Here is a 22,424-nt window from a genome sequence, read left to right on the forward strand (position 1 = left end):
TGATCCCTAGCGTCAAAACATATCCATACGATTAGGGTTGAACGCGTCCTGGTCAACGATTATTCCGAACGTTCGCTTTCTGCATATTCTAACGGAAAACGGGCAGAATGCAAGCCGTTTCGCATTCTGCCCGTTCTATTCTATTCCTATTACCGTTCTTTCTGCTTACGCTCTTTTACCGCCGGACAAGCCAACCTTGAGGGGCTTGGCCTTTGGTTTTGAGAAGACGCTCCCGAAGCCCATCAGGAAGGTGGGGATGGCGGCGGCGACCAGGATCAACAGCCAGTCCTGAAGCCCGAGGTACACTGTCTTGAAGATCGGCTGCAGAACCGGCAAATAGAGCACGCCCAGCATGAGAATCACAGAGGACAACACGGCGGCAACCAGGTACTTGTTCTGCAGCGGGTTGCGGTGAAAAATGGACCTCGAGCTGCGGCAGTCGAACACGTGGATCAACTGCGCCATGACAAGGGTGGCAAAAGCGACGGATTGAGCTTTCAGAAGCTGGGCGGGATCACCCGGAGCAGGAAGCAGGGAGATCCAGAAAGCGGCCAGTGTGCAGAGTCCGATCAAGGTCCCGCGGCTGACGATCTTCCAACCGAGCCGACGGGCGAAAATATTTTCCCGAGCGGGGCGCGGCTTGTGCTGCATGAGGTCCTTCTCCGCCTGATCGACACCGAGCGCCATGGCCGGCAGCCCGTCGGTCACGAGGTTCACCCAGAGAATCTGGATGGGCAGGAGCGGCAGAGGCAGCCCCAGCATCATCGCGAAAAACATCGTGAGGATCTCGCCCACATTGGACGCGAGCAGATACCGGATAAACTTGCGGATATTCTCGTAAATGCCTCTTCCCTCTTCGATCGCGGCTACGATGGTGGAGAAATTGTCGTCGCTCAGCACCAGCGCAGACGCTTCCTTGGCGACGTCCGTTCCGTTTTGCCCCATGGAGATGCCGATATCCGCCGCTTTGATCGCTGGAGCGTCATTGACGCCGTCTCCGGTCATCGCGACCGTATGGCCTACCCGCTGTAGCGACTTCACAATCCGCAGCTTGTGCTCGGGCGACACCCGCGCATAGACGTAGATGTCATTGATCTTGGCGTCCAGCTGCTCGTCGGTGAGGGCTTCCAGTTGAACACCGTTCAGCGTGATTCCTCCCGTTGGAATCATTCCCAGTTGGCGGGCGATGGCTTCCGCCGTCGACTGGTGATCGCCAGTAATCATCACGGTTTTGATGCCCGCCCGGCGGCAGCTGTGAATAGCATCCCGGACTTCCTTGCGCGGCGGATCCATCATCCCGGCGAGGCCGATGAAGACCAGATTGCTCTCCGCCGAATCTTCCGTGTCGATGCGTTCCGCCGGCTTTACCTCTCTGTAGGCTAAGGCGAGGACCCTTAAAGCCGACTGAGCCATCGCTTCGTTGGCGGAAACGATCTTTTGCCTCAAGGTTCCCGTGAAAGGGAGGATCTTGTTATCCCATAGGACATAGGAGCATTGCTCCATCAAGACATCGGGAGCTCCCTTGGCCAAGACGAGCCTGCCGCCCTGATGCTCGACCAGAACCGACATTCGCTTGCGGGTCGAGTCAAAGGGGAATTCGCGAAGCCGCCGGTACAGCCCCTCCTGCGAGGAAGCCGATACCCCGACTTTCGCACCGAGAACGGCGAGTGCGCCTTCTGTGGGATCCCCTTCCACCTTCCACTCCGACTTGACCCGATCCTTCTCTCTTTTCCCTTTGACTTCCGTTTCTTCTTCCCGCAGATGTGCGTTGTTGCACAAGACCGCCGTCTGCATAAACCGGCGAAGCGTTTGATCCTTGCGGATATCGAGCGGCTTTCCGTCTACTCGGATCTCGCCGAACGGTGCATAACCTTCACCGGTCACTTCCATCAATTGGCCGCCTGCCCACAGATGGGTGACAGTCATTTTGTTTTGGGTCAGCGTGCCGGTCTTGTCCGAACAGATGACGGAGGCGCAGCCGAGGGTTTCCACCGAAGGCAGCTTACGGACGATGGCGTTGCGTTTGATCATCCGTTGAACGCCGAGAGCGAGTGCGATGGTGACGATGGCCGGAAGCCCTTCGGGAATCGCGGCCACCGCCAAGCTGACCCCGGCGAGAAACATGGTATAAGGTGGCTGCCCGTGCATGATCCCCGCAAGAACAACAGCAACGGTAAGTCCGATGGAGAGCAGAATCAGGATCTTACCGAGCTGCTCCAGCCGGTGCTGCAGCGGCGTATCCATCTCGTCGGTCCCCTGGATCAGACTGGCGATCTTGCCCATTTCCGTTTCCATGCCCGTGCGAATAACGAGCCCTTTCCCTGTACCGCGGGTGATCATGGTGCCCATAAAGCCGAGATTGCGCTGGTCGCCCGGAGGCAGCTCTGCATCCTGAAGGGCCTCGATATGCTTGGAAACGGGAATGGATTCGCCTGTTAAAGCCGACTCTTCCGCGTAGATCCCGTTTGCTTCCAGGAAACGGAGATCGGCCGGAATCCGGTCGCCGCTCTCTAGGATCACGATGTCGCCCGGTACGAGCGACTTCGCCGGAACCGAATGTACAACGCCCCCCCGCAATACCCTGGCATGAGGCGCAGACAGCTCCTTCAACGCTTTGAGAGAACGCTCCGCTCGAAATTCCTGCAAGAAGCCGAGCACGCCGTTCAACAAAATGATGGCCATGATCGTGATGGCATCCAGGTATTCCCCGAGAAGCCCCGACACGAGGGTGGCTCCCATGAGCACAAGAACCATAAAATCCTTGAACTGGTTCAGAAAAAGCAGGAAAGGAGAAATACCTTTGCCCTCCGCAAGGACGTTCAAGCCGACTTCATTCTCCCTTCGGGCCGCTTCTTCCGGAGCCAACCCTTTCGTCAGGTCGGTGCCCTGTTCCCGGAGCGAGCCCTCCGCCGTCAGGTTGTACCATTTTTTCTGACTCACTCGCATTCCCTCCCACGTGTTTGCTGCCCTTGCCGTTCTCTCCTCTGTGGCGCGTTTGGGGCCTCCATGAACATGGCCCCTTTCCGATAGTCGTGTATGCCCCCGCGCCGGCCGCATCGTAAGCTTTTTGGTAGGCTGGACCGGACAGAGCGTGGACAGACTCTATCTAACTTTATTCAGACAGGCACTCGATTAGCACCTGAGGGCTTAAGATTGTCCCAAGAACAGGCTTGCAGACATGCATTAAGCAGAGCTTCCTGCTTATGATGCGGCGTCAATGGGATGGGAAAGGGTGCGGAACCCATGCATTTAAGTCGAACATGTACGGGACCGGACGGGAAAATTGGCTCGAAACCGTTTGTGCCCTTAAATTTTCCGCTTACTTATGGCATGATAGGGAGAGCAACTTGGGACAGCACCCGGACGGGATGCTGATCAGAATGGAGTGTACTCATGGCATTAGACGGACTTGTCGTACGGGCGATCGTCCATGACTTGCAGCAAATAGTCGGCGGCCGGGTGAGCAAAATCCATCAACCGACCCCTCACGATATCATCCTGCAGCTGCGTGCCGCATCCGGCAACGCACGGCTGCTTCTCTCGGCAAACCTCACGTATCCGCGCGTCCATTTGACGGACAAACAACTGCCCAATCCCACGGAGCCCCCCATGTTCTGCATGCTGCTGCGCAAGCACTGCGAAGGAGGCGTTATTGAAGCGGTGGAGCAGACCGGAGCCGAACGCGTCATCCGCATCCGCATCCGTCAGCGCGACGAGCTGGGCGATATCAGCTCCAAGGTCATCCTGATCGAGATCATGGGCCGTCACAGCAACATCATCCTGCTCGACCCGCGCACGGACACCATCATGGACGGGATTCATCATGTGACGCCGGCGCTCAGCAGTTATCGGGTGGTCATGCCCGGCTTTGCCTATACGCCGCCCCCTGAACAGGACAAGCGCAACCCATGGGAGACCGATCGAGACTCGTTTCTGCACGAAATAAACGAAGAGATGAAGAGCAATGCGCTTAACGATAGCGCCCCTGTCGCTTTGGAAAAGGCGCTCGTCGCCCGCTTTAGCGGCGTCAGCCCGCTTGCCGCAAGGGAAATCGTTTATCGGGCGAAGGCAGCCGGAGCTGGGGTTACGGGTACTGACGCTCCCTGGGTCAAGGCCGTTGGAGCCGCCGCTGCGGGTACTGACACTGGAGTCGGGTCTGCCGAAATGGAGACCTCCGACTCCTCCTCAGTCGAACCGTTGACACCGGAGCGCTTGTGGACTTCCTTTTCCGAGATCATGGAAGCCATGCGCTCTAATCGTTACCAGCCGAATATCGTGCGCGCCGAGCGGACGGGGAAGCTCGCCTTCTCGGTAATCGCCCTGACGCATATCGAAGGGGAGGCGGAGCCGTTCCTTACCGTGAGCGCTTGCCTGGACCGCTTCTATAGCGAGAAAGCGGAGCGGGACACGGTCAAGCAGCGCACCTCCGATCTGCAGCGGCTCTTGCAGAATGAGAAACACAAGAACGAGAAGAAGCTGGAGAAGCTGGAAGAAACGTTGGAGGAAGCCAAGGAAGCCGACAGCCTGCGCGTGATCGGCGAGCTCCTGACCAGCTCTCTGCATCTCATCCGTAAAGGAGATAAGAGCGTCGAGGTCGTCAACTACTACGACGAAGAGCAGAGACCGCTCATCATCGCCCTCGATCCTCAGCTGACGCCTTCCGAGAACAGCCAGCGCTACTTCAAGAAATACGCTAAAGCCAAAAACAGCCTGGTCGTCGTGGAGGAGCAGATGAAGCTGGCCCGAGAGGAAATCGTCTACCTGGGCAGCCTGCTCGCTCAGTTGTCCGTGGCAAGCCTCTCGGACGTGGAAGAAATCCGCGACGAGCTGGTGGAACAGGGCTATTTGCGCGACCGCCGGAAAGCAGTCAAGAAAAAGAAAAAAGACCGGCCCGCCCTCACCTGCTACACATCCAGCGAGGGCATCCCGATCTATGTGGGCAAAAACAATCTGCAGAACGAATACTTGACCAATCGCCTGGCGAAGCCAAGCGACACCTGGCTGCACACCAAAGATATTCCAGGCTCTCATGTGGTCATCCGCAGCGACGCATACGGAGAGGATACACTTCTGGAGGCGGCACAGCTCGCCGCTTACTATAGCCAAGCGCGCGGCTCGAGCTCCGTGCCGGTCGATTACACGCTGATCCGTTACGTGCGCAAGCCGAACGGTTCGAAGCCCGGTTTCGTTATCTACGACCGGCAGAAGACGCTGTTCGCTACCCCGGATGAAACGCTCGTCGGCAGCTTGAAGAGCGCGCTCGCTTGACGTTCGACCGGATGCAGCTGATGGTTGGCTGAGAGGTGCATCTCGTACGCTGTCAACTTAAAAACGGTGGTTCCCCCCCCTTCTCATACCATTGATGATGGTTCGTATCTACACGATTAAGGTTGACAGCATACGATGGGATGCACCTCGGCCATGTGCCTCCCCAGCTAATCAAAAAAACATGCCCCAAGGTTGGGACATGCTGACGCTCGGATCTTCTTATCTGTTTCGATGATCGCGCAAAATCTCAATCCTATGCCTGTATTCCTCATCCGAGATTTCGCCCCTCGCATAGCGCTCCGCAAGGATTTTCTCGGGGGTCCTTTCGCCTACGCCCGACTTTTCACTGCCTTTTACCAGTCTGACGACGAGATAAACAACACCTGCAATAAGGAGAACATTAACCAAAAGGCCCACTATCGAGAAGAGCGCCCCCATCCCATAACCAAACCCCATCATAATGACTCACCGCTCCTCTCTACTTTTTGGGGAAATGAACGGTAAATTCGCTTCCCTCGTTGATTTTGCTGCGCACTGTGATCTTCCCGCCGTTCGCTTCCACGATGGCTTTCGCCACGGCAAGGCCGATCCCGGCTCCACCGGTCTTGCGATTGCGCGATTTCTCTCCGCGATAGAACCGCTCGAAGATGAATGGCAGCTCGTCTGCTGGGATTCCCACACCGGTATCCGCGATCGAGACCTTTGCCTCGAACCTTTCATCCACCACCGTCACTTGAATCTTGCCCTGATTCGTATATTTATAGGCGTTATTCAGCAGGTTGACTATTACTTGAACGAGCCGCGAGTAATCACCCTTGACGTATACTTGTTGATCCTCTCGCACTTCCAGCGCGATATTTTTATATCGAAACGGTTCGGCTACCGTGTTGATTCCATCACGGATGACTTCGTTGAGGCAGACCCTTTCTTTTCGAAGCTGCAGCATCGGGTTTTCCGCGTCCGTCAATTTCTCTAAATCGCTTATGAGCTGCACTAACTGGATGACCTGGTCATGGCAAACCTGCAATTTATCCGGCGTGGCTTCCCATACTCCGTCTTGAAACGCTTCGAGATGGCTTTGGATCGTTGTCAGCGGGGTTCGCAATTCATGGGCAATGTCCCCTGTCAGATTCTTTCGCAGCTTATCCTGCTTCTCCAAAGCTTCGGCCAGATGGTTGAGCGCTCGTCCGACTTCTCCGACTTCTGTGTTGTCGTCTAGTTCGACGCGCCTTGATAGATCCCCATCCCTCATCCGTACGGCAGCCTGCTTGATGTGCAGTAATGGACGGCTGATACCGTTTGCTGTAAAGATGCTAAACAGAGATACCCCGATCATCACCAGAACCAGAGCAGCACCCAATAATGTGTTGAAAAGGTTCAAAAACTGCTGGTTTAGCTTTTGAAATGGCTGCTCGATTCCGCGTATCTCCAAGGTTCCGACCAGGTTCCCGGCTTTCACGATGGGCTTTTGGATCCTCTTGGAGCTTGCCGCATCCGCTGCCTCCTCCGTTCCTCTGTCCGAATTTACAGGCCTGCCCATTGTACTCGTATCCCAGACCAAGGTCCCCTGTCGATCCGTAATTCGGACGACATAACCGCGAAGCATGGCTTGATGGGAAATGCTCATCAACGCCTCTGTCGTCCATTGGCCTGTGGTTTCCTGATAGGATGCCGTTAAATCTTCGAGCAAGGCCTTTGCTTCCGATTGCTGCTGCTCCTCCGTATACTTACCGAGCGAGAAGAGCATGACCAGGTTGACGAGGAGCACGATCGTCAGCAAAGAGCTTATGGCCACGCCCATATGCGATAATAGCAGCTTCTTGCGCAGCCCACCGCTATTCATCCGGATTCACCTGAAATTTGTATCCGATGCCAAATACGGTGGCAAGAAAGATCGGATGCTTGGGATCATCCCCGATTTTTTGTCTGATGTTCTTGACATGCACATCGATGGTGCGCTCGAATCCTTCAAAAGCGTCTCCTTGGATCAGATTCACCAGCTCGTTTCGGCTGAATACCCTCTTCGGATGCTTAGCCAAGAGCTCAAGCAGCTTGAATTCAATAGGCGTCAAGGAGACGAGCTCCCCCTTCACTCTGACTTCATGCCGCTCCTGATCGATGGATAAGCAATTTCCCGCGAAGGTGAGCGGTGTTCCAGGTTGTTCTGCGGCCGGAATGCGCGACCTCCTGAGCAAGCTTATGACCCTTGCCGACAGCTCTCTCGGGCTAAACGGTTTGGTCATGTAATCATCAGCGCCAATCAGCAGCCCACCCACCTTGTCGTCTTCGCTGCTTTTGGCGGTCAGCATGAGGATCGGTGTGGTGGATGTCTTGCGGACCCGTCTGCAGACTTCTTCTCCCGTCATGTCCGGCAGCATGAGGTCCAATACAATCAGGTCCGGCTTCAGGTTATCAAATAGCTGGAGCGCGCTTCGCCCCGTATCCGCCTCGTACACCAAATAATCGCTCTTCTCCAAATAGGCTCGGATCACCTTGAGGATATCGGGCTCGTCATCGACAAGCAAAATCTTCTCCCGCTCCATCAGCGATTCATCATGCTTCCGCGCCATTCCGAATTGCTCATCATGGAACTGCTGCCTGCGCCACTTCCCGCGCTATTGCGACAGCTCTTGTACATCCCCTCGATTTGCTGATCAGTTAGGCCGGGATGCATCTGCTTTGCGAAAGGAAGCATCCGCTCAAAAAAATCTTTGCCTGTGTCTACACTCGAATTGCCGTCAGTAGACGCGGCATAAGCGCCGGCCGTCCCGATCCCCGTCGCCAGCACCAATGCCCCGAGTGTAATCCAACGTTTCTTCATTTTTCTCTCCTCCTTTTGCTATCATTGTAAACCGAAGTTGTGAAGAACTGATTTGCATCGGGTGAAAAAGATATGAAGGACAGATTTCCCTTTATTTTGGAATCACAATAACTTTCGTATACCTTCTTTACCCCAAAAGCTCAGGTTGTATAAAAACCTCATCACTTCCATAGAAAAAGGCCATTTCGCACGCAATCCAGCGGCGGAAACAGCCTTTTGGGGCATCTGCGCTCCAAATAGCAAAGTGCTTAAGGGTGTGGCTCTCTCTCTGATGGCAGGTCGAGTAAATCCGTTACCTATTTCACATACTTAAAAATCATCAGCAAAATGGCGGCAATCGAAACGAGACTGGCGGTAATCCCGAGTTTCTTGTGAAACGAAAGTGCGGATTTCAAATCCGCTCCCGTGAGATTTTGATTCGCAATCCAAAACCCGCACAGAAGAGTCGACAACAGCAAGAGAATGGCTCCCGCTCCGAGAATGATCGTGAAGGTCTTCATCGTTCCATCCCTTTCATGATTTGATGGATCAACAGCTCAATGGCAGAATCGCGTTGCTTCTTGTCAAATGCGTTAAACCCGGAATACTTATAAAACTCTTCATGTCTGCACAACATCGCCTGCGTGCTTGTGATCAGTACAAACGCGGCGAGTCGGAGCTCTTCTTCCCCCTTTCTGTCGGGATAAATTTCTTTCAGCAGCGGCAGCAAATACAGCGGAACGCTCATATCGCCCTTCACCAGCTGATAAGTGACGGACAGCTTCGTATAGCCATAATATTGAATGACCATGTCGGCCATCTGTTTAAGCATGTTGATCAGCCGCGTGGTTGGGTCGACATCTTCCTCTTTGACGGTAAGCCATTGCTCCACGGCATCCTTCAAAACAAGGTCGATCGCTTGATTCACCAGCTCATCCTTGGATGTGAAATAATAGTTGATCATGGCAATGTTCACCTGAGCTCGGTCCGCAATTTGGCGGACCGTCAGCAGCGCCGCATCCTGCGTTTCATGCAGCAGGGCGACCGTCGCATCCAGGAGCGCCTTCTTGACTTCATCGGATTTTCTGGACATGGTATCTTCTCTTTTCAATTAAACATATTTTAAACATGTTTAATTTAATCCATCATCGCTCATTTGTCAATCCTTCCCTGACAAGCGGGTTCTCCCACCATACAAAAAGCCCCGCCAGCTAAGGTCGCAATTGCTCCCATCAGCCAGCGAGGTTTCTTCACTCTTCTTGTCTATTCTATAAATTGGCAGCTATCTTGCGGATGTATTCCCGCACTTCCGGACCGAGATCGGGACGAGCCAACGCCATCTCGATGGTCGCTTCGATGTAACCGAGCTTGTCTCCTACGTCAAACCGGCGGCCTTCCTGCTTGTAGGTGGTCATCCGATGCTGGCGGTTGAGAACGCGCAGCGCGTCCGTCAACTGGATTTCTCCGCCGCGGCCGGGCTCTTGGTTCTCGAGAATGTCAAAGATTTGCGGCTCGATGACATAGCGGCCGATGACAGCCAAGTTGGAGGGCGCCGAACCCACTTCCGGCTTCTCGACAAGATCGTCGATGCGGCCATCCTCGCCAAGGGATACGATCCCGTATTTGTTAACGTCGTTCCAAGGTACCTCCTGTACGGCAATAACGGACGTTTCTTCCTTCTCGTAGATGTCGATCATTCTCTTCAAGCAAGGAGGATCGGATTGAATGATATCGTCCCCAAGCAACAGCGCGAAGGGTTCGTTGCCGATGAATTTGCGGGCGGTATAGACCGCGTGACCGAGACCAAGCGGTTCCTTTTGACGGACGTAGTAGACATCCACCATATTCGATACATCCTGAACCACCTGAAGCAGTTCATGGGATTTCTTCGATTCGAGGACACGCTCCAATTCCATCGATTTGTCAAAGTGATCTTCAATGGCGCGTTTGTTGCGGCCTGTGACGATGATGACATCCTCGATGCCGGAAGCGATCGCTTCCTCGACGATGTACTGGATCGCCGGCTTGTCTACGATGGGCAGCATTTCCTTCGGCTGCGCTTTGGTGGCTGGCAGAAAACGGGTCCCCAGACCGGCAGCCGGAATGATAGCTTTACGGATTTTCATATACGGTTTCCTCTCCCTCTATCCTGTAATCGCTCTAGCACTTCGATGCCCACCCGGCGGTTGCCGATGGGTCCGTGAAACGTATCGCCTTGTCTTGTTCCGTGAAAATCGGATCCACCCGTCACGAAGAGTCCTGCTTCCTCCGCCATGCGGCGGTAGGCCTCCTCCTGCTCCAGCCCATGATCGGAATGGTAAGCTTCAATTCCGTCCAACCCTGCTTGAATCAATTCACGAACGAGCTCGTCCTCTCCATAGAGGCCGGGATGGGCAAGCACGGCGCTCCCTCCCGCTTCATGAATCCATACAATCGCTTGTGTCGGATGGATGCGAGGCGGATTGACGTAAGCTTGTCCACCTTTGCCCAGATAGCGATCAAATGCTTCTCGCAGCGACGAAACGTAGCCATGCTGGATGAGCCAATCGGCGATATGCGGACGCCCGATGGTCTCACCCGGCTTATCCCCGCTTTTCTTCGCCTTGATCTCGGCGATTTCTTCCAGCTTGATGGGGATTCCCAGCTCGTTCAGCTTGGCCAGCATCATCTCGTTCCTTCGGTCGCGCACGGAACGAAGCTCGGCGAGCCGCTCCAGGAACAGCGGATCGTTCCGGTTCATATAATACCCCAACACGTGGATATCTTGGCCGTTCGCAACGGTGCTGATTTCGACTCCGGGAACGACCGTGATTCCAAGCTTGGCGCCTTCTCGGATAGCGGAATCGAGACCGGCGAGTGTGTCATGATCCGTGATGGCGACAGCTGCGAGACCGGCCTCCTTGGCCATGCGAACATTATCCTCCGGAGCGTGAAGGCCGTCGGATGCGGTGGTGTGGGTATGCAGATCTGCGAAGCCGGAGACAGCCACAACATTCACTCCTCTACTGTGTCGGTTAGTATCACGTCAGCCACTGAGATAATTCCTTGTCACGGATAAAAGTCATGAAGGTCACCGCTGGAAGCGGCAAAAGAGCCGTGCGGTGGTACACGGAAGAGAAGCTGCGCTCAAAACGGATTCCCTCGATCTCCCGAAGCTCCAATACACCAAGCGCAACCTCATGCTTGACGGTGGACCCCGAAAGAATCGACAACCCGAGACCGGCCTCCACAGCCGATTTAATCGCACCGGTACTGCCGAGATCCATGGCGATGCGCAGCTCTGAAGGAGAATGGCCCCCGCGCTGCAAGGCTTCCTCCACAATTCTGCGGGTCCCGGAGCCCCTCTCTCTCATGATAAACGGGTAGCGAGACAAATCGTCCACCGTAATCCGCTCCTGGTGTAAAAGCTCGTGTCCCGCCGGCAAAACAAGCTTCAGCTCGTCATGGAGCAAAGGCTCCACCACCAAATCGGGATGCTCGATTCCCGCTTCCACCAGTCCGAAGGTGAGGCTGTGAGCCAACACCCCCTCCATGATCTGCGCGGTGTTCATCACTTTCATGCTGACGGTAATGTGGGGGAACTCCCGATTGAAGGGGCCGATCAAGCGAGGAAGAATGTACTCCCCGATGGTGAGGCTCGTTCCAAGCTCCAATCTCCCTCCCAGTTCGCGGGTAAAGCGGGACATTTCCCGTTCGGTTTGCGCCATCAGCTCTACCATCTGGCGCGCATACGGCAAGAGGGCAAGCCCGGCATCGGTCAGCTCGACGGCCTTCGGCATGCGGCGGAACATCTTCGTACCGAAATGATCCTCCAGAGCTTGAATCTGCATGGTGACGCCCGGTTGAGTCATATGTAAGGATTGTGCCGCTGCGGAAAAGGTGCCTTTTTCGGCAACCGTGTAAAAAATGTGCAGCATATGAAAACTGAGTGCCATACGCATCACCCGCTCCCTGATTATACCATGTATGGATGAACACGAACAAGAAACGCGCTCCCGGAAGAGCGCGCCATGCCAATTTTTTCCACCTAGAAGAAACCCCGCGCTATTTGCGCTTGCGGCTGTTGCGGATGAGCGTCATGCGGCGAGAATGGCGCAGCCAGGAATAATACGATTTCAAATCCCTGAGCTCGATCATTTCGGACATACGCCCAAGAAAGGTGACGACAATCATCTTGTGCAGGGGATTGCCGGCAATGTCGGTTTCCTTCTCCAGGACCCCGAATTCCACAACCATGACCAGATCGTCATCCACGAGGAAGACTTCTTCTTCTTTTTTATAATAGGGCTTGATCTGAGAGGCCTTCAAGCGCTCCCATAAAAACGAGCAAATATCAGAAAATCCGGTCTTATCCTGTTCCACACGGTCTGTCCAACGCATCCGGGCATGATGTGTAATCACAATGTCGGCAATCTTCTTGTCACCCAGTTCGACGTAGAACGGCTCATAGGTATTATAGCGGCTCATGCCTGAGTCTTTCATGCGTTCCTCCCGGTTTTTAGGCAGGACTTCTCGACTACGCCTTTCGTCTATTTTACTTCAATTGATAAGATTTTTCCATTTCTGTTTGTCAAAAGATATGGAATTAGAGCGAATAAAAGCGAGTTTTGTCCGGCATGTTCTTGTCGTACTCCGTTTTGATTTCCTTGCGCATCGACTTTTCGACCTTCTTGACATAGGGAAGTCGTTGAATGAGGCGCATGGCTTCCTCCAGTTTCTCCGTATGAACGTACATCGCTACATAATTCATTCTTTTTGAGATATAATGGACCGAGCCGTATTTCTCGAGGTTCTTCGCGGGCTTGACATCGCTCACCCAGACGATTAGACCGCTGCGATCGGTAAACATGGAAATCCCCCTTGCTCAATGTGCTGTCCGTGAACTTACTTATAAATAGGAACGACCTGCCCTGCGGCTTCTCGTTAAGTGGAGGAAATGATCATGAACAAACAGCCTGTTATTACAGTATATCGGGGCGGAATGGTCGAAAGTGAACACTTTGTTCATATTGCCGCCGTAAAATTGGACGAAAGTAACGTCGCATCATGCGGAGATGCGGAAAGATGGATTTATGCCCGCTCTTCCGCCAAGCCGCTTCAGGCCATTCCGCTGGTGGAATCCGGCGCCATGGAAACCTTCGGCTTGACAGATGCGGAGCTGGCTCTCGTTGCGGCCTCCCATAACGGGGAAGAACGGCACGTAACGCTGGCGGCCGGGATTCTCGCGAAGCTTGGACTCGATGCTTCCGCATTGAAATGCGGTGCTCACGACCCGTACCATAAGCCGACGGCCGAAGCGATGAAAGCAGCCGGGATCAAGCCGACGGCCCTCCACAACAACTGCTCAGGCAAGCACTCCGGTATGCTCGCGCTTGCTAAAGCGATCGGCGCACCCGTTGAAGATTATATGTCCGTCCGTCATCCTGTTCAACAGCGGATGCTGGCGGCGATAAGCTCCATGAGCGGCATTCCCGCTGACCGGATTCGCCTCGGCACGGACGGATGCGGCGTGCCGGTGTTCGGCTTGCCGCTCGCCTCACTCGCTCTAGCCTACGCCCGATTGGGAACGCCGGATGACCTTGAGCCCGTCCGGGCGAATGCCTGCCGCCGTATCGTCGGCGCGATCCGCGAGAACCCGGAATGCCTGGCGGGAGACGACCGGTTTGACACGCAGCTCATCCGTGCGACGAGCGGGAAGCTCATCGGCAAGCTAGGCGCCGACGGAGTCTTTGCGGTCGCGATGCCCGGAACCGGCTGCGGACTCGCCGTCAAGATCGGCGATGGAGGCGTGCGCGCTCTGTACCCGGCTGTAACCGAAGCTTTGCTTCAGCTGGGCTGGCTCTCCGCCGACGAAGCTGGCAAGCTGGCCGACTTCCATCGACCTGCTCTTCTCAATTGGCAGGGAACCGTCGTCGGAGAGATCGTCCCGGATTTTACAATGGTGCGTTCGTAAGCCGCCGGTAGTGTGATGCGGATCAGCCGCAATTGCCGCTGCAGGAGCCGCCGGAAGAACAACCGCCGCTCGAGCAGCCGCCGCCTGCGTCATCCCCATCTCTCGGGACTTTCACTGATTCCGATACGGACCGGGCGATAAGCTCGGCTACCGTGTGCAGCAGATCGTCCAAATGAGCTTCGGCCTGCTTGAAGCTGCGGATGCTTTCCACCGCATCCAGCTCCTGGCGGGCCACTTCTGCTTCATCGAGCGCTTTGTGATAGCTGGGATGAAAATGGCCGAACCGCATGCACTCCTCGAATAGATCTTTTTTTCTCTGGAACGCCTTAATGGCCGCATCCGCTGCGGAATCCCCGCTCATTTGTTCTTTCCAATATAGATAATCCGCCATCTCGGCGGAAGAATTGATCAAATCGCCAAGCTCGTACGCTCTCCCAAGCAGATCAGACCGATCCAATTCTGCCATAACATTCATGACGTCTCTTATCCTCTCCTTCTGGAATGAATGGAATGATTTATCAATGGTGTAAATCGATAAACTTCTTTCTATCATACCACGAAACGCCCGCATCCGGTAACTGGATCTGGAAACGGCACCCCGGCTCCAGCCTCAGCCGCCGCTCCCCCGCCTCCACTCTGCCGACAAGCACGAGGAGACCTTCCTCCTCATGGACCGCTGATGGCGCCACAATAACGATTTCGTCCTTCCCTGAAACGAGAAGATGCGTCTTCCATTTAACAGCTTGGGTGACGAGCGCCAATGCCGTCGACCGATGATAAGAGCGGCATTCCCGATGCCAAGCAGTCGGGATATCCCTCCAACCTGGAAACAGCTCATCAGGACCGGGGATACGCTCCTCGCGGCAGTTCTCCTTCGCATCGTCCAGCTTACGGAATTCGGTTGGGCCTTCTACAACCTCCTCGCAGAGCGGCAGCTGCGGGTAAGTCGATTCGAAACGCTCAGGAACCGTTGGAGATGATGCCGAGCAGGCCGCCTTGCTCCCCTGACCGACTGCGGCAGCCCGTGCCAAACGCTCCCAATCGGCCAGTTGTCCGCGAACCGCTTCCGGTATGCCGTTCAAGCTGAACCGTTCGAGCAACGCCAAGGCAGCGGGAAGACGTCCACCTCGCCGGACGGCAAGTCGCCAGCTCTTCTCCGTCAGAAGCCACGTTCCCGCCAAGCGGACGTCCGGGGGCTCTGCATAGTGAGCCAACTCCCAGAACGGCGCATAATCGAGACTCTCCACCGGGATAATCTCCAGATCCGGTTGTACGTACCATTCTGTCCTTCTTTCCTCCACCGCTTCCCTGAAAGGCCGTCGAAGCGCCCCCTGGAAGGATTGGGCGAGATTCGGAAGATTCAACTGAAAAGTCTCTCCTATTCGGCCAGCCCACCCGAGGTGACAAAGCGGAGTAAGGATCTTGTCTTTCACGAGATCGCTGACCGACATCTCCAAGTTCGCGGCAGCCTCTTCAAACAGAAGGGTCTCCTCGCCGGTTATTCGACTGCCGTGGGGAAGCCTGTCATATAGCAGAATGGTATGACGCAAGGCAGCGATCTTCGCTGTGCCGCAGTCTATCCAGAGCTCGTATAGCTTCCTATCCATCGCATGCGGTGGAAGACGAAACCAACAGCTCAAGCGATCCGGCTGCAGTCGCCATTCGCGCTTCTCCCAGCGGATGAAACCTAGCTTATCTGCAGCCGCAGCAATAAACGCAAGAACCTCCTGCGTTCCAGCAAGACGTTCCGCTTCATGCGGAGCCAAACCATCGGAGCGGGTGGATCTTCCGGCACTCCCGAACGCAGCACGCTGGTATCGCCGAAGCAACGCTTCCGTCCACTCCTCAGGTCGCTCCACGCGCAGACGGTTCATTCCGATTTCACGAAGGAAGCGAAAGAATAGCCAAGCCGCGCGTCCGTCCTCGGGCCAGCCGTCCAAGTCCCGGTCATCGTCTGCTTCCTCTTCCAAGGCTCTGCCCTTTCGTTCTTCTTCGACTTTCCCCGCCAATGCTCCATCCTTCCCGTCGCAAGTCGCTCCAGCCGCCTTCTGTAGAAGCTTGGATTCTTGATAGCCGACTACGGCTTCTTTGGTCAAGACATAGTGAATGTTCCCTTCCCGGCTTCTTTCGACATGCATTTGCCCGGACAAGCGAAGAAGAGACAATCCGCAAGCCAGTTCAGCGCCCGAGAAACCCGCCGCCGTTCCACCCTGCTCCAGATCCCTCCAAGCGAAAGGAAGGTCGGCATACTTACCGGCAATCCAATTGCGTAGCCGTTCCGCGAGTCCGCCGCGCTCCCTGCCCGCTATTCGCGATTGCACGATCCCTCTTCCTCCTCCCACTCAGCCTGTTCGACAACGTGGTACTGATAGCCCTGACCGGCAAGAAAAAGCCTCCTCTTTTGGGCAAAGGTCAATTCAATCGTATCTTCGCTAACCAGCGTATAGAAGCGGGCTCCACTCCCGTTCCGCTTCGGTCGGATGATGCGACCGATCCGCTGCGTCTCCTCCTGCCTCGATCCGTAGCTTCCTGATAATTCGATGGCCACCTGAGCCTCCGGGAGATCGATGGCAAAATTGGCTACCCTGGAGACGACGAGTCTCTTCGTCCGACCTTCCCGGAAATCCCCATAGAGCCGCTCCCTCTCTTCGTGCGGCGTCGAACCGGTGATCAGTGGACTACCCGTCAAGTGCGCTACCGTTCGGAGCTGAGAAAGGAAGTGGCCGATGACAAGCGTCGGCTCGCCTTCGTGCTTTCGCAGCAGGGCTTCCGCCGCCTTGAGCTTCTGCGGATTTTCCGAGGCGATGCGAAACCGGGCCCGCGGCTTGGCTTCTTCATATGCGCTTCGGACGTCCCCCTCAAGCGGAATGCGGATTTCGCAGGCCTCAAGCTTAGCCAGATGGCCGCTTTGTTCCAGCTCCCTCCATGGCTGCTCATAGAGCTTAGGGCCGATCAAGGAGAAGACATCCTCTTCGCAGCCGTCTTCCCGAAGCAAGGTAGCCGTGAGACCAAGTCGACGCGTCGCTTGGATATCCGCGGTAACCCGAAAGACAGGTGCGGGAAGTAAATGGACTTCGTCGTAGATGATGAGCCCCCAGTCGCGCTCCTTAAACAGCTGCATATGACAAAAAGGGGCATCCTTGTTCTTCCGGTGGGTCAAGATTTGATAGGTGGCGAGCGTGACCGGTCGGACATCCTTTCGCTCCCCGCTGTATTCACCAATCAGCTCCTCAGATAGGTTCGTCCGAGCGAGGAGTTCTCTCTTCCATTGCCGAATCGATGCGACATTCGGAGTCAGGATGAGGGTGGCGCAACCGAGCCTAGCCATGACCGCGATCCCGACTACTGTCTTTCCGGCTCCGCAGGGCAGCACGATCACTCCGCTGCCGCCATGACGGCTGCCTTCCCTGCTGAAGGCTTGTACCGCCTCCGCCTGATAAGTCCGGAGGGCGAATCCTTCCTCACGGCTTGTCTCAAGTCGCATGAGAACCGGCTCTCCTGCATGAAAGCCCGCTTCATCCACAACCGGATAGCCGAGACGGGTCAACTCCCGCTTCACGATCCCGCGCTTGTCCGCCGGTACTTCCGCATGCCTGTCGTCGAGTGGCAGGAGAAGGGGGCTCATGTCCGGCAGAGCAAGCACTCGGCGCAGCCAGCCTTCTTCCTCTGCCGCCAGGATCAGCCGTCCTTCCTGAAGGAGCAGCCGAAGCCGGCCGTATCGGTCCATTTCTCTCCGAACAAAAGCCTGGACCGAATCAAACAGCTCATGACGGGAATGCGTCTCAAGAAAGCGCAGAACATCATCGGAGCGCAGCCCTTGAGCGGCCGCTCCCCACAGAGAACAGGCGGTAAGCCGGTACAGATAGAGCCGGCCGGGGTTTTTGATCAGTTCCGCGCAGTTGCCCAGCATCGTTCGAAGACTGGCGGCATCGGGATGGCTCATATCGAGCAATAGGCTCCGATCGGCCTTCACGAGAAGCGGAGCTTCCATATACAGGCTCCCTCCTTCGCATCACGTTTGGGGATATCTCTCTCATTATTTCCAAAGGGGGAGATTTCCAACACGATTGCCGGAGTCCGTTCGCGTGCCACGGAAGGAATCCGCTCGCCAAATCGCCGCCACCAGCCAAAAAGAGCGCTTCGGGCATTCGTAGAGGGTGATTGCTAACCCGCTCTTAAAAAAGCCAAAGCGCTCTCTTCTATGCCTCTTTGTTCATGCCCGAGGGCATGTCCGTATGTCCTTATATCCGTATGTCCGACCTTGTGCGTTTACGCACCCGTCTAGATCGTCGTGAGCCGCGTCACTTCGCAGCCTTCGCAGCTCCCGTGCCGGTTCCTTTCGTTTGAAACGTCCACTGCTTTGAATACAGCTTGCTGCTTCCGTCAGACAAGTAAGCCTTCATCACGACCTTCATTTGATACACGGTTCCCGCCTTCAAGGGGGTGGCAGGCAGGTACAGCACCTCTCGGGACAAGTGGCTGTCCTTGTCTGCTCCATTCGTCTGCAGGGAGACTCGCTTGCTTGTGGACTTCTCGATCAGGCTTCCTTCCACCGGAACCACCTTGGTGATTCCATATCCGTAGACGCCGGCCATGATCGGATAGCCGATCGGATAAGAGATCCCGGTATGAATCCGGAGGGGATCGGGGGATTCATGGCCGTTCCAGGAGGCTGGCACGCTCTCACCAACAGGGGAGACTACCGGGACGGGAGCCGTCTTGCTCTCCCCTGCTCCGAACAGTAGAACATGATACGACCCGGATCGACCGTAACCGATTTCCTTCAAATCCGGATCGAGAAACGGGATCCGGTGATACGGAGCATCATACAGGTCGGATACGGTTTTAGCCGCCGATGTGTCCGACTGCATGCTGATATCTTCATAAATTCGATTGGACGAATAGCCAAAATAGGAAGCTCGTTCAGCCAAGCTCCGGCCGGTGAAACCCTTCTTGCCCGGCGTCTCTAAATGCGACAGGACACCATGGACCGACTGGTATTTGGCATGTGTGGACGCGGTTAAATTCAGCTTTTCGTTCAGAACGACCGGAGAGAGCCCCGCACTTTTGCGAAGGCTGTTGATCGCCTTCAGCGCTTCCTTTTGGCTAGAATCATCCGCTGATGCCGCCGCAACCGCGTTCGGTTTCACCGTAAAGCTCCAATTGTAGGTTTTGGGGGTATATCCCTTGAACTCAATCTTTAGGCTGACCTCATGCTTCCCCGGAGCCAAATCTGAGGATGGTGTATACGTAAACGATTCGGTCTTCCGGTTATACGAGGCGGCGACCTTTTTCTTGTTCAAGCTCATGCTGTATCCGCTCAGTTCCAATCCGGAGTAGCTCATTTTCATTTGAATGTCGGGCCTGGTCATGCCAATCGTCCCGGAGGGGACGGTCGGCCACGTATAGATAACCGTGCTTTTCGCTTCAGCAGTCGTAGGGTATGTGAAGAATGGAACAAGGAGAAGGGGAATAATCACCCCGATAAGAAAACAAACTCTTATTTGTCGCCATGCTGCCAACTGTGGCTTCCTCCTTTTCGTTGTGCGGGAGATGACCGAAATCCAACAAACGGTTCGACGGACCGGTGTTCGGCTCGATTTAACTATAAAAAACCAGCATCTTGTCGTCTATAGGAAGACGGTGCTTTCCTCTCCTGCACAACGGTAGGAAGTTCGTCTTATCTTGGTGAAAAAGGGAAAACCCCTGCGCTTTAGTCGCACAGGGGTTATGAAGGACAGGGCAGCCACGTACAAGACAGCCGGATCAGATCGCTTTCGATGCCGCAGAACCGTTCAAGCGGCTGATCGCCGCCGAAGCCAAGACGAGCGCGGCTTGCCCGATCGCCTCCTCGCGGAGATCGAACATCGGATGATGATGGGGATATTCCGCTCCTTCGCCGCCTGCCCCCACAAAGAGGAAGCAGCCGGGAACCCGCTCCAGATAATAAGAAAAGTCCTCCGCCGGCATATTCATCTCAGCTTCGCGAACCGCCTCCGTTCCAAGGACACCGCGTAAGACATTTTGCAGACGCTCGGTCTCCGCTGGGCTGTTCACGACCGGTGGATACCCAACTTTGTAATTCAAGGTATGTTCTGCGCCAAACATGGAGCAGGTGCCGCTGATGATCGCCTCGATCCGTTCCCGGGCGAGCTTCCGGGTGATCGGATCGAAGGTGCGGACAGTCCCCTTCAGATAAGCCTTATCCGGAATCACATTGTAGCTGTTGCCCGATTGAAGCGCCGCCACCGTCACCACTCCCGGCTTGATCGGATTCAGATTGCGGCTGATCACCGTCTGAAGGTTCACCACGAGATGAGCACCGACCACGAGGCTGTCCACCGTTTCATGCGGCATGCCGCCATGACCGCCTTTGCCGCGGATCTCCAAATCAAAATCATCCACAGAGGCCATCATCGGACCGCTGCAGGTGGCCACGATTCCGGAAGGCAAGGGTGTCCAGAGATGAACGCCATAGATCTCATCTACCCCTTCCAATACTCCGTCCCGAATCATCGCTTGAGCTCCTCCCGGCGCGACCTCTTCGGCAGGCTGGAAGATCAGCAGCACGTTCCCCGAGAGCTGCTCGCTCATCTCGGCAAGCAGCTTGCCGGTGCCGAGCAGAGCCGCCGTGTGGCCGTCATGGCCGCAGGCATGCATGACTCCCGGCACGCGAGAAGCATAGCTGCATGCTTTGCCGTCTTGAATCGGCAGCGCATCCATATCCGCGCGCAGAGCTACCGTTGGCCCCGGACGACCGCCCCGGATCAAGGCCGTTACCCCGTACCCGCCGATTCCTGTCGCCACATCCAAGCCGAAGCTCTTGAGCGTATCTGCGATAAAGCCCGAAGTGGCGGATTCCCGGTACGACAATTCCGGGTTTTGATGCAGATGCCTGCGCCACTTGACCATCTCCGGGTACCGTTCGGACACTTTCGTTTTAAGTGCGTTCCACATGCTGAGCAACCTCCTGCATCGCTTTGCTTTCCAGTGTAACATAAACTCTCTCGCTATGGTCTCCTCCATCTCTCTTTCGAGAACGCTAGTGTTTGCAGATACTCCAATTCCTTTACGGGAAGAAGCTTGCGGTTCGTAGGCAAAGCGTCTATCATTACCATTGAAAGGAGGCCGTTCATGGCAAAACGTCCGAAGCGCAATCCACCCGATTACTTGTTTCTGTTTCTCACCGTTGCCCTTACCGCCTTCGGGCTGCTGATGGTCTATAGTGCCAGTTCCATGGTCTCCACCTTCGAACGAAACGGCGATTCCTTATACTACACAATCAAGCAGGCCATTGCCGTCATTCTTGGGTTTGTGCTCATGATCTTTTTTATGAATCTGTCTTATACCAAGCTGCGGAAGCTCGTTTTCCTCTTCTGGATCGGAACGATCGGCTTGCTCATGCTGGTCCTGCTGATCGGGAACGGGGACGAGAAATTCGGAGCGCGAAGCTGGATCGACCTCGGTCTATTCAACCTGCAGCCATCTGAGCTCGCCAAGCTCGCCATCGTTCTCTATTTGGCCGTTGTCATTACCAACAAGGGAGACAAGTTGAAGCAGTTCAAGAAGGGGCTCTTTCCTTGTCTCGTCATCGTGGGAATCACGAGCGGGCTCATTCTTCTGCAGCCTGACTTTGGTTCGGCCGCCATCCTCATCCTCGGGGCTTTTGCCGTTTTGTGGGCCGGCGGCATGCGGAACAAGCATCTATTCACGATAGGCGGAATCGCCGGAGTCGTGATGACGTTCTATATGTTTCTGCCTTCACTGCTTCACCCGGAAAAAGGCAATTACCGGCTGGAGCGGTTTCATACCCTGCGCGATCCTTGGATCGACCCGCTCAAATCCGGTTACCAGATGATCAACTCCCTGTATGCTTTCGGTCATGGCGGATTCACAGGAACGGGCATCGGCAACAGCATCCAGAAGCAGCACTTTCTCACGCAGTCCTACAGCGACTTCATCTTCGCCATCATCGGCGAAGAGCTCGGCTTTCTCAAGGCAGCCCTGTTCCTTCTTGTCTATGTCGCGTTTATCTGGAGAGGCATCCTCATCTCGCTGCGCAACCCCGATAAATTTGCTTCTCTTTCGGGAGTCGGCATCATGATGATGATGGGCATCCAGGCTTTGATCAACCTGCTTGGCGTCACCAATACCATCCCCATGACAGGCGTTACCTTGCCGTTGATCAGCTATGGGGGCTCTTCGATTCTCGTCACCTTGATGTCCCTTGGCATCGTGCTGGGCATCTCCCGCGAACAGACCGTCAGCGCCAAGAGCAAGGCGAAGACGCCCGCTCTCCGACACGTTTCATCGTAAGCGCACGAATCAAAAAGGAACGGACGAGGGACATCGCTCCTCAGCCGTTCCTTTCTTTATGCTCTGGCGATCCTCTATCTCTGGACC

Annotated in this window: 20 protein-coding genes; 3 read left to right on the plus strand and 17 right to left on the minus strand. The window is 55.4% G+C overall.

The window, feature by feature from the left end:
• Window positions 1-165: 165 nt before the first annotated feature.
• Window positions 166-2,940, minus strand: coding sequence for a calcium-translocating P-type ATPase, SERCA-type (locus BN2684_RS07995; protein WP_058301661.1), 2,775 nt, complete (start codon window positions 2,938-2,940; stop codon window positions 166-168).
• Window positions 2,941-3,393: 453 nt separating this feature from the next.
• On the opposite strand from BN2684_RS07995, the gene BN2684_RS08000 reads away from it, so the two are divergent.
• The gene (locus BN2684_RS08000) at window positions 3,394-5,268 is read left to right on the plus strand and encodes an Rqc2 family fibronectin-binding protein (protein ID WP_058301662.1); all 1,875 of its coding nucleotides are present in this window, start codon (window positions 3,394-3,396) and stop codon (window positions 5,266-5,268) included.
• 219 nt (window positions 5,269-5,487) lie between these two features.
• On the opposite strand, the gene BN2684_RS08005 is transcribed toward BN2684_RS08000, so the two are convergent.
• From BN2684_RS08005 to BN2684_RS08055, 11 genes are all read right to left on the minus strand, one after another.
• Window positions 5,488-5,727, minus strand: a complete 240-nt coding sequence (locus BN2684_RS08005; RefSeq protein ID WP_058301663.1) for an SHOCT domain-containing protein — start codon at window positions 5,725-5,727, stop codon at window positions 5,488-5,490.
• Between the two features lie 19 nt (window positions 5,728-5,746).
• A complete protein-coding gene (locus BN2684_RS08010; RefSeq protein WP_058301664.1) occupies window positions 5,747-7,111 on the minus strand; it encodes a sensor histidine kinase in 1,365 nt (454 codons plus the stop codon).
• Window positions 7,104-7,811 (minus strand): response regulator transcription factor, encoded by a 708-nt coding sequence (locus BN2684_RS08015; protein ID WP_058302503.1) that lies wholly within the window; start codon window positions 7,809-7,811, stop codon window positions 7,104-7,106. The genes BN2684_RS08010 and BN2684_RS08015 overlap by 8 nt, the downstream gene beginning before the upstream one ends.
• Window positions 7,811-8,089 (minus strand): hypothetical protein, encoded by a 279-nt coding sequence (locus tag BN2684_RS08020; RefSeq protein WP_058301665.1) that lies wholly within the window; start codon window positions 8,087-8,089, stop codon window positions 7,811-7,813. The genes BN2684_RS08015 and BN2684_RS08020 overlap by 1 nt, the downstream gene beginning before the upstream one ends.
• 296 nt (window positions 8,090-8,385) lie before the next feature.
• The gene (locus BN2684_RS08025; RefSeq protein ID WP_058301666.1) at window positions 8,386-8,589 is read right to left on the minus strand and encodes a hypothetical protein; all 204 of its coding nucleotides are present in this window, start codon (window positions 8,587-8,589) and stop codon (window positions 8,386-8,388) included.
• Entirely contained in the window at window positions 8,586-9,161 is a 576-nt protein-coding gene (locus tag BN2684_RS08030) for a TetR/AcrR family transcriptional regulator (protein WP_058301667.1), read from the minus strand. The genes BN2684_RS08025 and BN2684_RS08030 overlap by 4 nt, the downstream gene beginning before the upstream one ends.
• A gap of 175 nt (window positions 9,162-9,336) precedes the next feature.
• A complete protein-coding gene (galU, locus tag BN2684_RS08035) occupies window positions 9,337-10,194 on the minus strand; it encodes a UTP--glucose-1-phosphate uridylyltransferase GalU (protein WP_058301668.1) in 858 nt (285 codons plus the stop codon).
• Window positions 10,191-11,057, minus strand: a complete 867-nt coding sequence (locus tag BN2684_RS08040; RefSeq protein ID WP_187385760.1) for a PHP domain-containing protein — start codon at window positions 11,055-11,057, stop codon at window positions 10,191-10,193. Before BN2684_RS08040 ends, galU begins: the two co-directional genes overlap by 4 nt.
• A gap of 31 nt (window positions 11,058-11,088) precedes the next feature.
• The gene (locus BN2684_RS08045) at window positions 11,089-12,003 is read right to left on the minus strand and encodes a LysR family transcriptional regulator (RefSeq protein WP_058301670.1); all 915 of its coding nucleotides are present in this window, start codon (window positions 12,001-12,003) and stop codon (window positions 11,089-11,091) included.
• A gap of 109 nt (window positions 12,004-12,112) precedes the next feature.
• Complete coding sequence (locus BN2684_RS08050; RefSeq protein WP_058301671.1) at window positions 12,113-12,550, minus strand: hypothetical protein; 438 nt, start codon at window positions 12,548-12,550, stop codon at window positions 12,113-12,115.
• 103 nt (window positions 12,551-12,653) lie between these two features.
• Entirely contained in the window at window positions 12,654-12,917 is a 264-nt protein-coding gene (locus BN2684_RS08055; protein WP_058301672.1) for a YlbG family protein, read from the minus strand.
• Between the two features lie 93 nt (window positions 12,918-13,010).
• Between BN2684_RS08055 and BN2684_RS08060 the strand changes: the two genes are divergently transcribed.
• Entirely contained in the window at window positions 13,011-14,021 is a 1,011-nt protein-coding gene (locus BN2684_RS08060) for an asparaginase (RefSeq protein ID WP_108722178.1), read from the plus strand.
• Between the two features lie 22 nt (window positions 14,022-14,043).
• Here BN2684_RS08060 and BN2684_RS08065 read toward each other — a convergent pair whose 3' ends face one another.
• The 5 genes from BN2684_RS08065 to BN2684_RS08085 all read right to left on the minus strand — a co-directional run bounded on the left by BN2684_RS08065 (window position 14,044) and on the right by BN2684_RS08085 (window position 20,978).
• Window positions 14,044-14,496, minus strand: coding sequence for a YlbF/YmcA family competence regulator (locus BN2684_RS08065; protein WP_058301674.1), 453 nt, complete (start codon window positions 14,494-14,496; stop codon window positions 14,044-14,046).
• A 43-nt stretch (window positions 14,497-14,539) separates the two neighbouring features.
• On the minus strand, window positions 14,540-16,342 hold the full coding sequence (locus tag BN2684_RS08070; RefSeq protein ID WP_058301675.1) for a hypothetical protein: 1,803 nt from the start codon (window positions 16,340-16,342) through the stop codon (window positions 14,540-14,542).
• On the minus strand, window positions 16,327-18,012 hold the full coding sequence (locus tag BN2684_RS08075) for a DNA repair helicase XPB (protein ID WP_058301676.1): 1,686 nt from the start codon (window positions 18,010-18,012) through the stop codon (window positions 16,327-16,329). Before BN2684_RS08075 ends, BN2684_RS08070 begins: the two co-directional genes overlap by 16 nt.
• Window positions 18,013-18,322: 310 nt before the next feature.
• Window positions 18,323-19,393, minus strand: coding sequence for a CAP domain-containing protein (locus tag BN2684_RS08080; RefSeq protein WP_148449914.1), 1,071 nt, complete (start codon window positions 19,391-19,393; stop codon window positions 18,323-18,325).
• A 394-nt stretch (window positions 19,394-19,787) separates the two neighbouring features.
• On the minus strand, window positions 19,788-20,978 hold the full coding sequence (locus BN2684_RS08085) for a M20 family metallopeptidase (protein ID WP_058301678.1): 1,191 nt from the start codon (window positions 20,976-20,978) through the stop codon (window positions 19,788-19,790).
• Between the two features lie 177 nt (window positions 20,979-21,155).
• On the opposite strand from BN2684_RS08085, the gene ftsW reads away from it, so the two are divergent.
• Entirely contained in the window at window positions 21,156-22,337 is a 1,182-nt protein-coding gene (gene ftsW / locus BN2684_RS08090; protein WP_058301679.1) for a putative lipid II flippase FtsW, read from the plus strand.
• Window positions 22,338-22,424 lie beyond the last annotated feature (87 nt).

This window comes from Gorillibacterium timonense, from assembly GCF_001457415.1.
GTDB classification, from domain to species: Bacteria; Bacillota; Bacilli; order Paenibacillales; family NBRC-103111; genus Gorillibacterium; species Gorillibacterium timonense.

Coding starts and splice junctions, on each gene's coding strand:
- BN2684_RS08000 (WP_058301662.1), top strand. CDS start 3,394: ATGGCATTAGACGGACTTGTCGTACGGGCGATCGTCCATGACTTGCAG.
- BN2684_RS08005 (WP_058301663.1), bottom strand. CDS start 5,727: ATGATGGGGTTTGGTTATGGGATGGGGGCGCTCTTCTCGATAGTGGGC.
- BN2684_RS08010 (WP_058301664.1), bottom strand. CDS start 7,111: ATGAATAGCGGTGGGCTGCGCAAGAAGCTGCTATTATCGCATATGGGC.
- BN2684_RS08015 (WP_058302503.1), bottom strand. CDS start 7,811: ATGGAGCGGGAGAAGATTTTGCTTGTCGATGACGAGCCCGATATCCTC.
- BN2684_RS08020 (WP_058301665.1), bottom strand. CDS start 8,089: ATGAAGAAACGTTGGATTACACTCGGGGCATTGGTGCTGGCGACGGGG.
- BN2684_RS08025 (WP_058301666.1), bottom strand. CDS start 8,589: ATGAAGACCTTCACGATCATTCTCGGAGCGGGAGCCATTCTCTTGCTG.
- BN2684_RS08030 (WP_058301667.1), bottom strand. CDS start 9,161: ATGTCCAGAAAATCCGATGAAGTCAAGAAGGCGCTCCTGGATGCGACG.
- galU (WP_058301668.1), bottom strand. CDS start 10,194: ATGAAAATCCGTAAAGCTATCATTCCGGCTGCCGGTCTGGGGACCCGT.
- BN2684_RS08045 (WP_058301670.1), bottom strand. CDS start 12,003: ATGGCACTCAGTTTTCATATGCTGCACATTTTTTACACGGTTGCCGAA.
- BN2684_RS08050 (WP_058301671.1), bottom strand. CDS start 12,550: ATGAAAGACTCAGGCATGAGCCGCTATAATACCTATGAGCCGTTCTAC.
- BN2684_RS08055 (WP_058301672.1), bottom strand. CDS start 12,917: ATGTTTACCGATCGCAGCGGTCTAATCGTCTGGGTGAGCGATGTCAAG.
- BN2684_RS08060 (WP_108722178.1), top strand. CDS start 13,011: ATGAACAAACAGCCTGTTATTACAGTATATCGGGGCGGAATGGTCGAA.
- BN2684_RS08065 (WP_058301674.1), bottom strand. CDS start 14,496: ATGAATGTTATGGCAGAATTGGATCGGTCTGATCTGCTTGGGAGAGCG.
- BN2684_RS08075 (WP_058301676.1), bottom strand. CDS start 18,012: ATGGAAGCTCCGCTTCTCGTGAAGGCCGATCGGAGCCTATTGCTCGAT.
- BN2684_RS08080 (WP_148449914.1), bottom strand. CDS start 19,393: ATGACCAGGCCCGACATTCAAATGAAAATGAGCTACTCCGGATTGGAA.
- BN2684_RS08085 (WP_058301678.1), bottom strand. CDS start 20,978: ATGTGGAACGCACTTAAAACGAAAGTGTCCGAACGGTACCCGGAGATG.
- ftsW (WP_058301679.1), top strand. CDS start 21,156: ATGGCAAAACGTCCGAAGCGCAATCCACCCGATTACTTGTTTCTGTTT.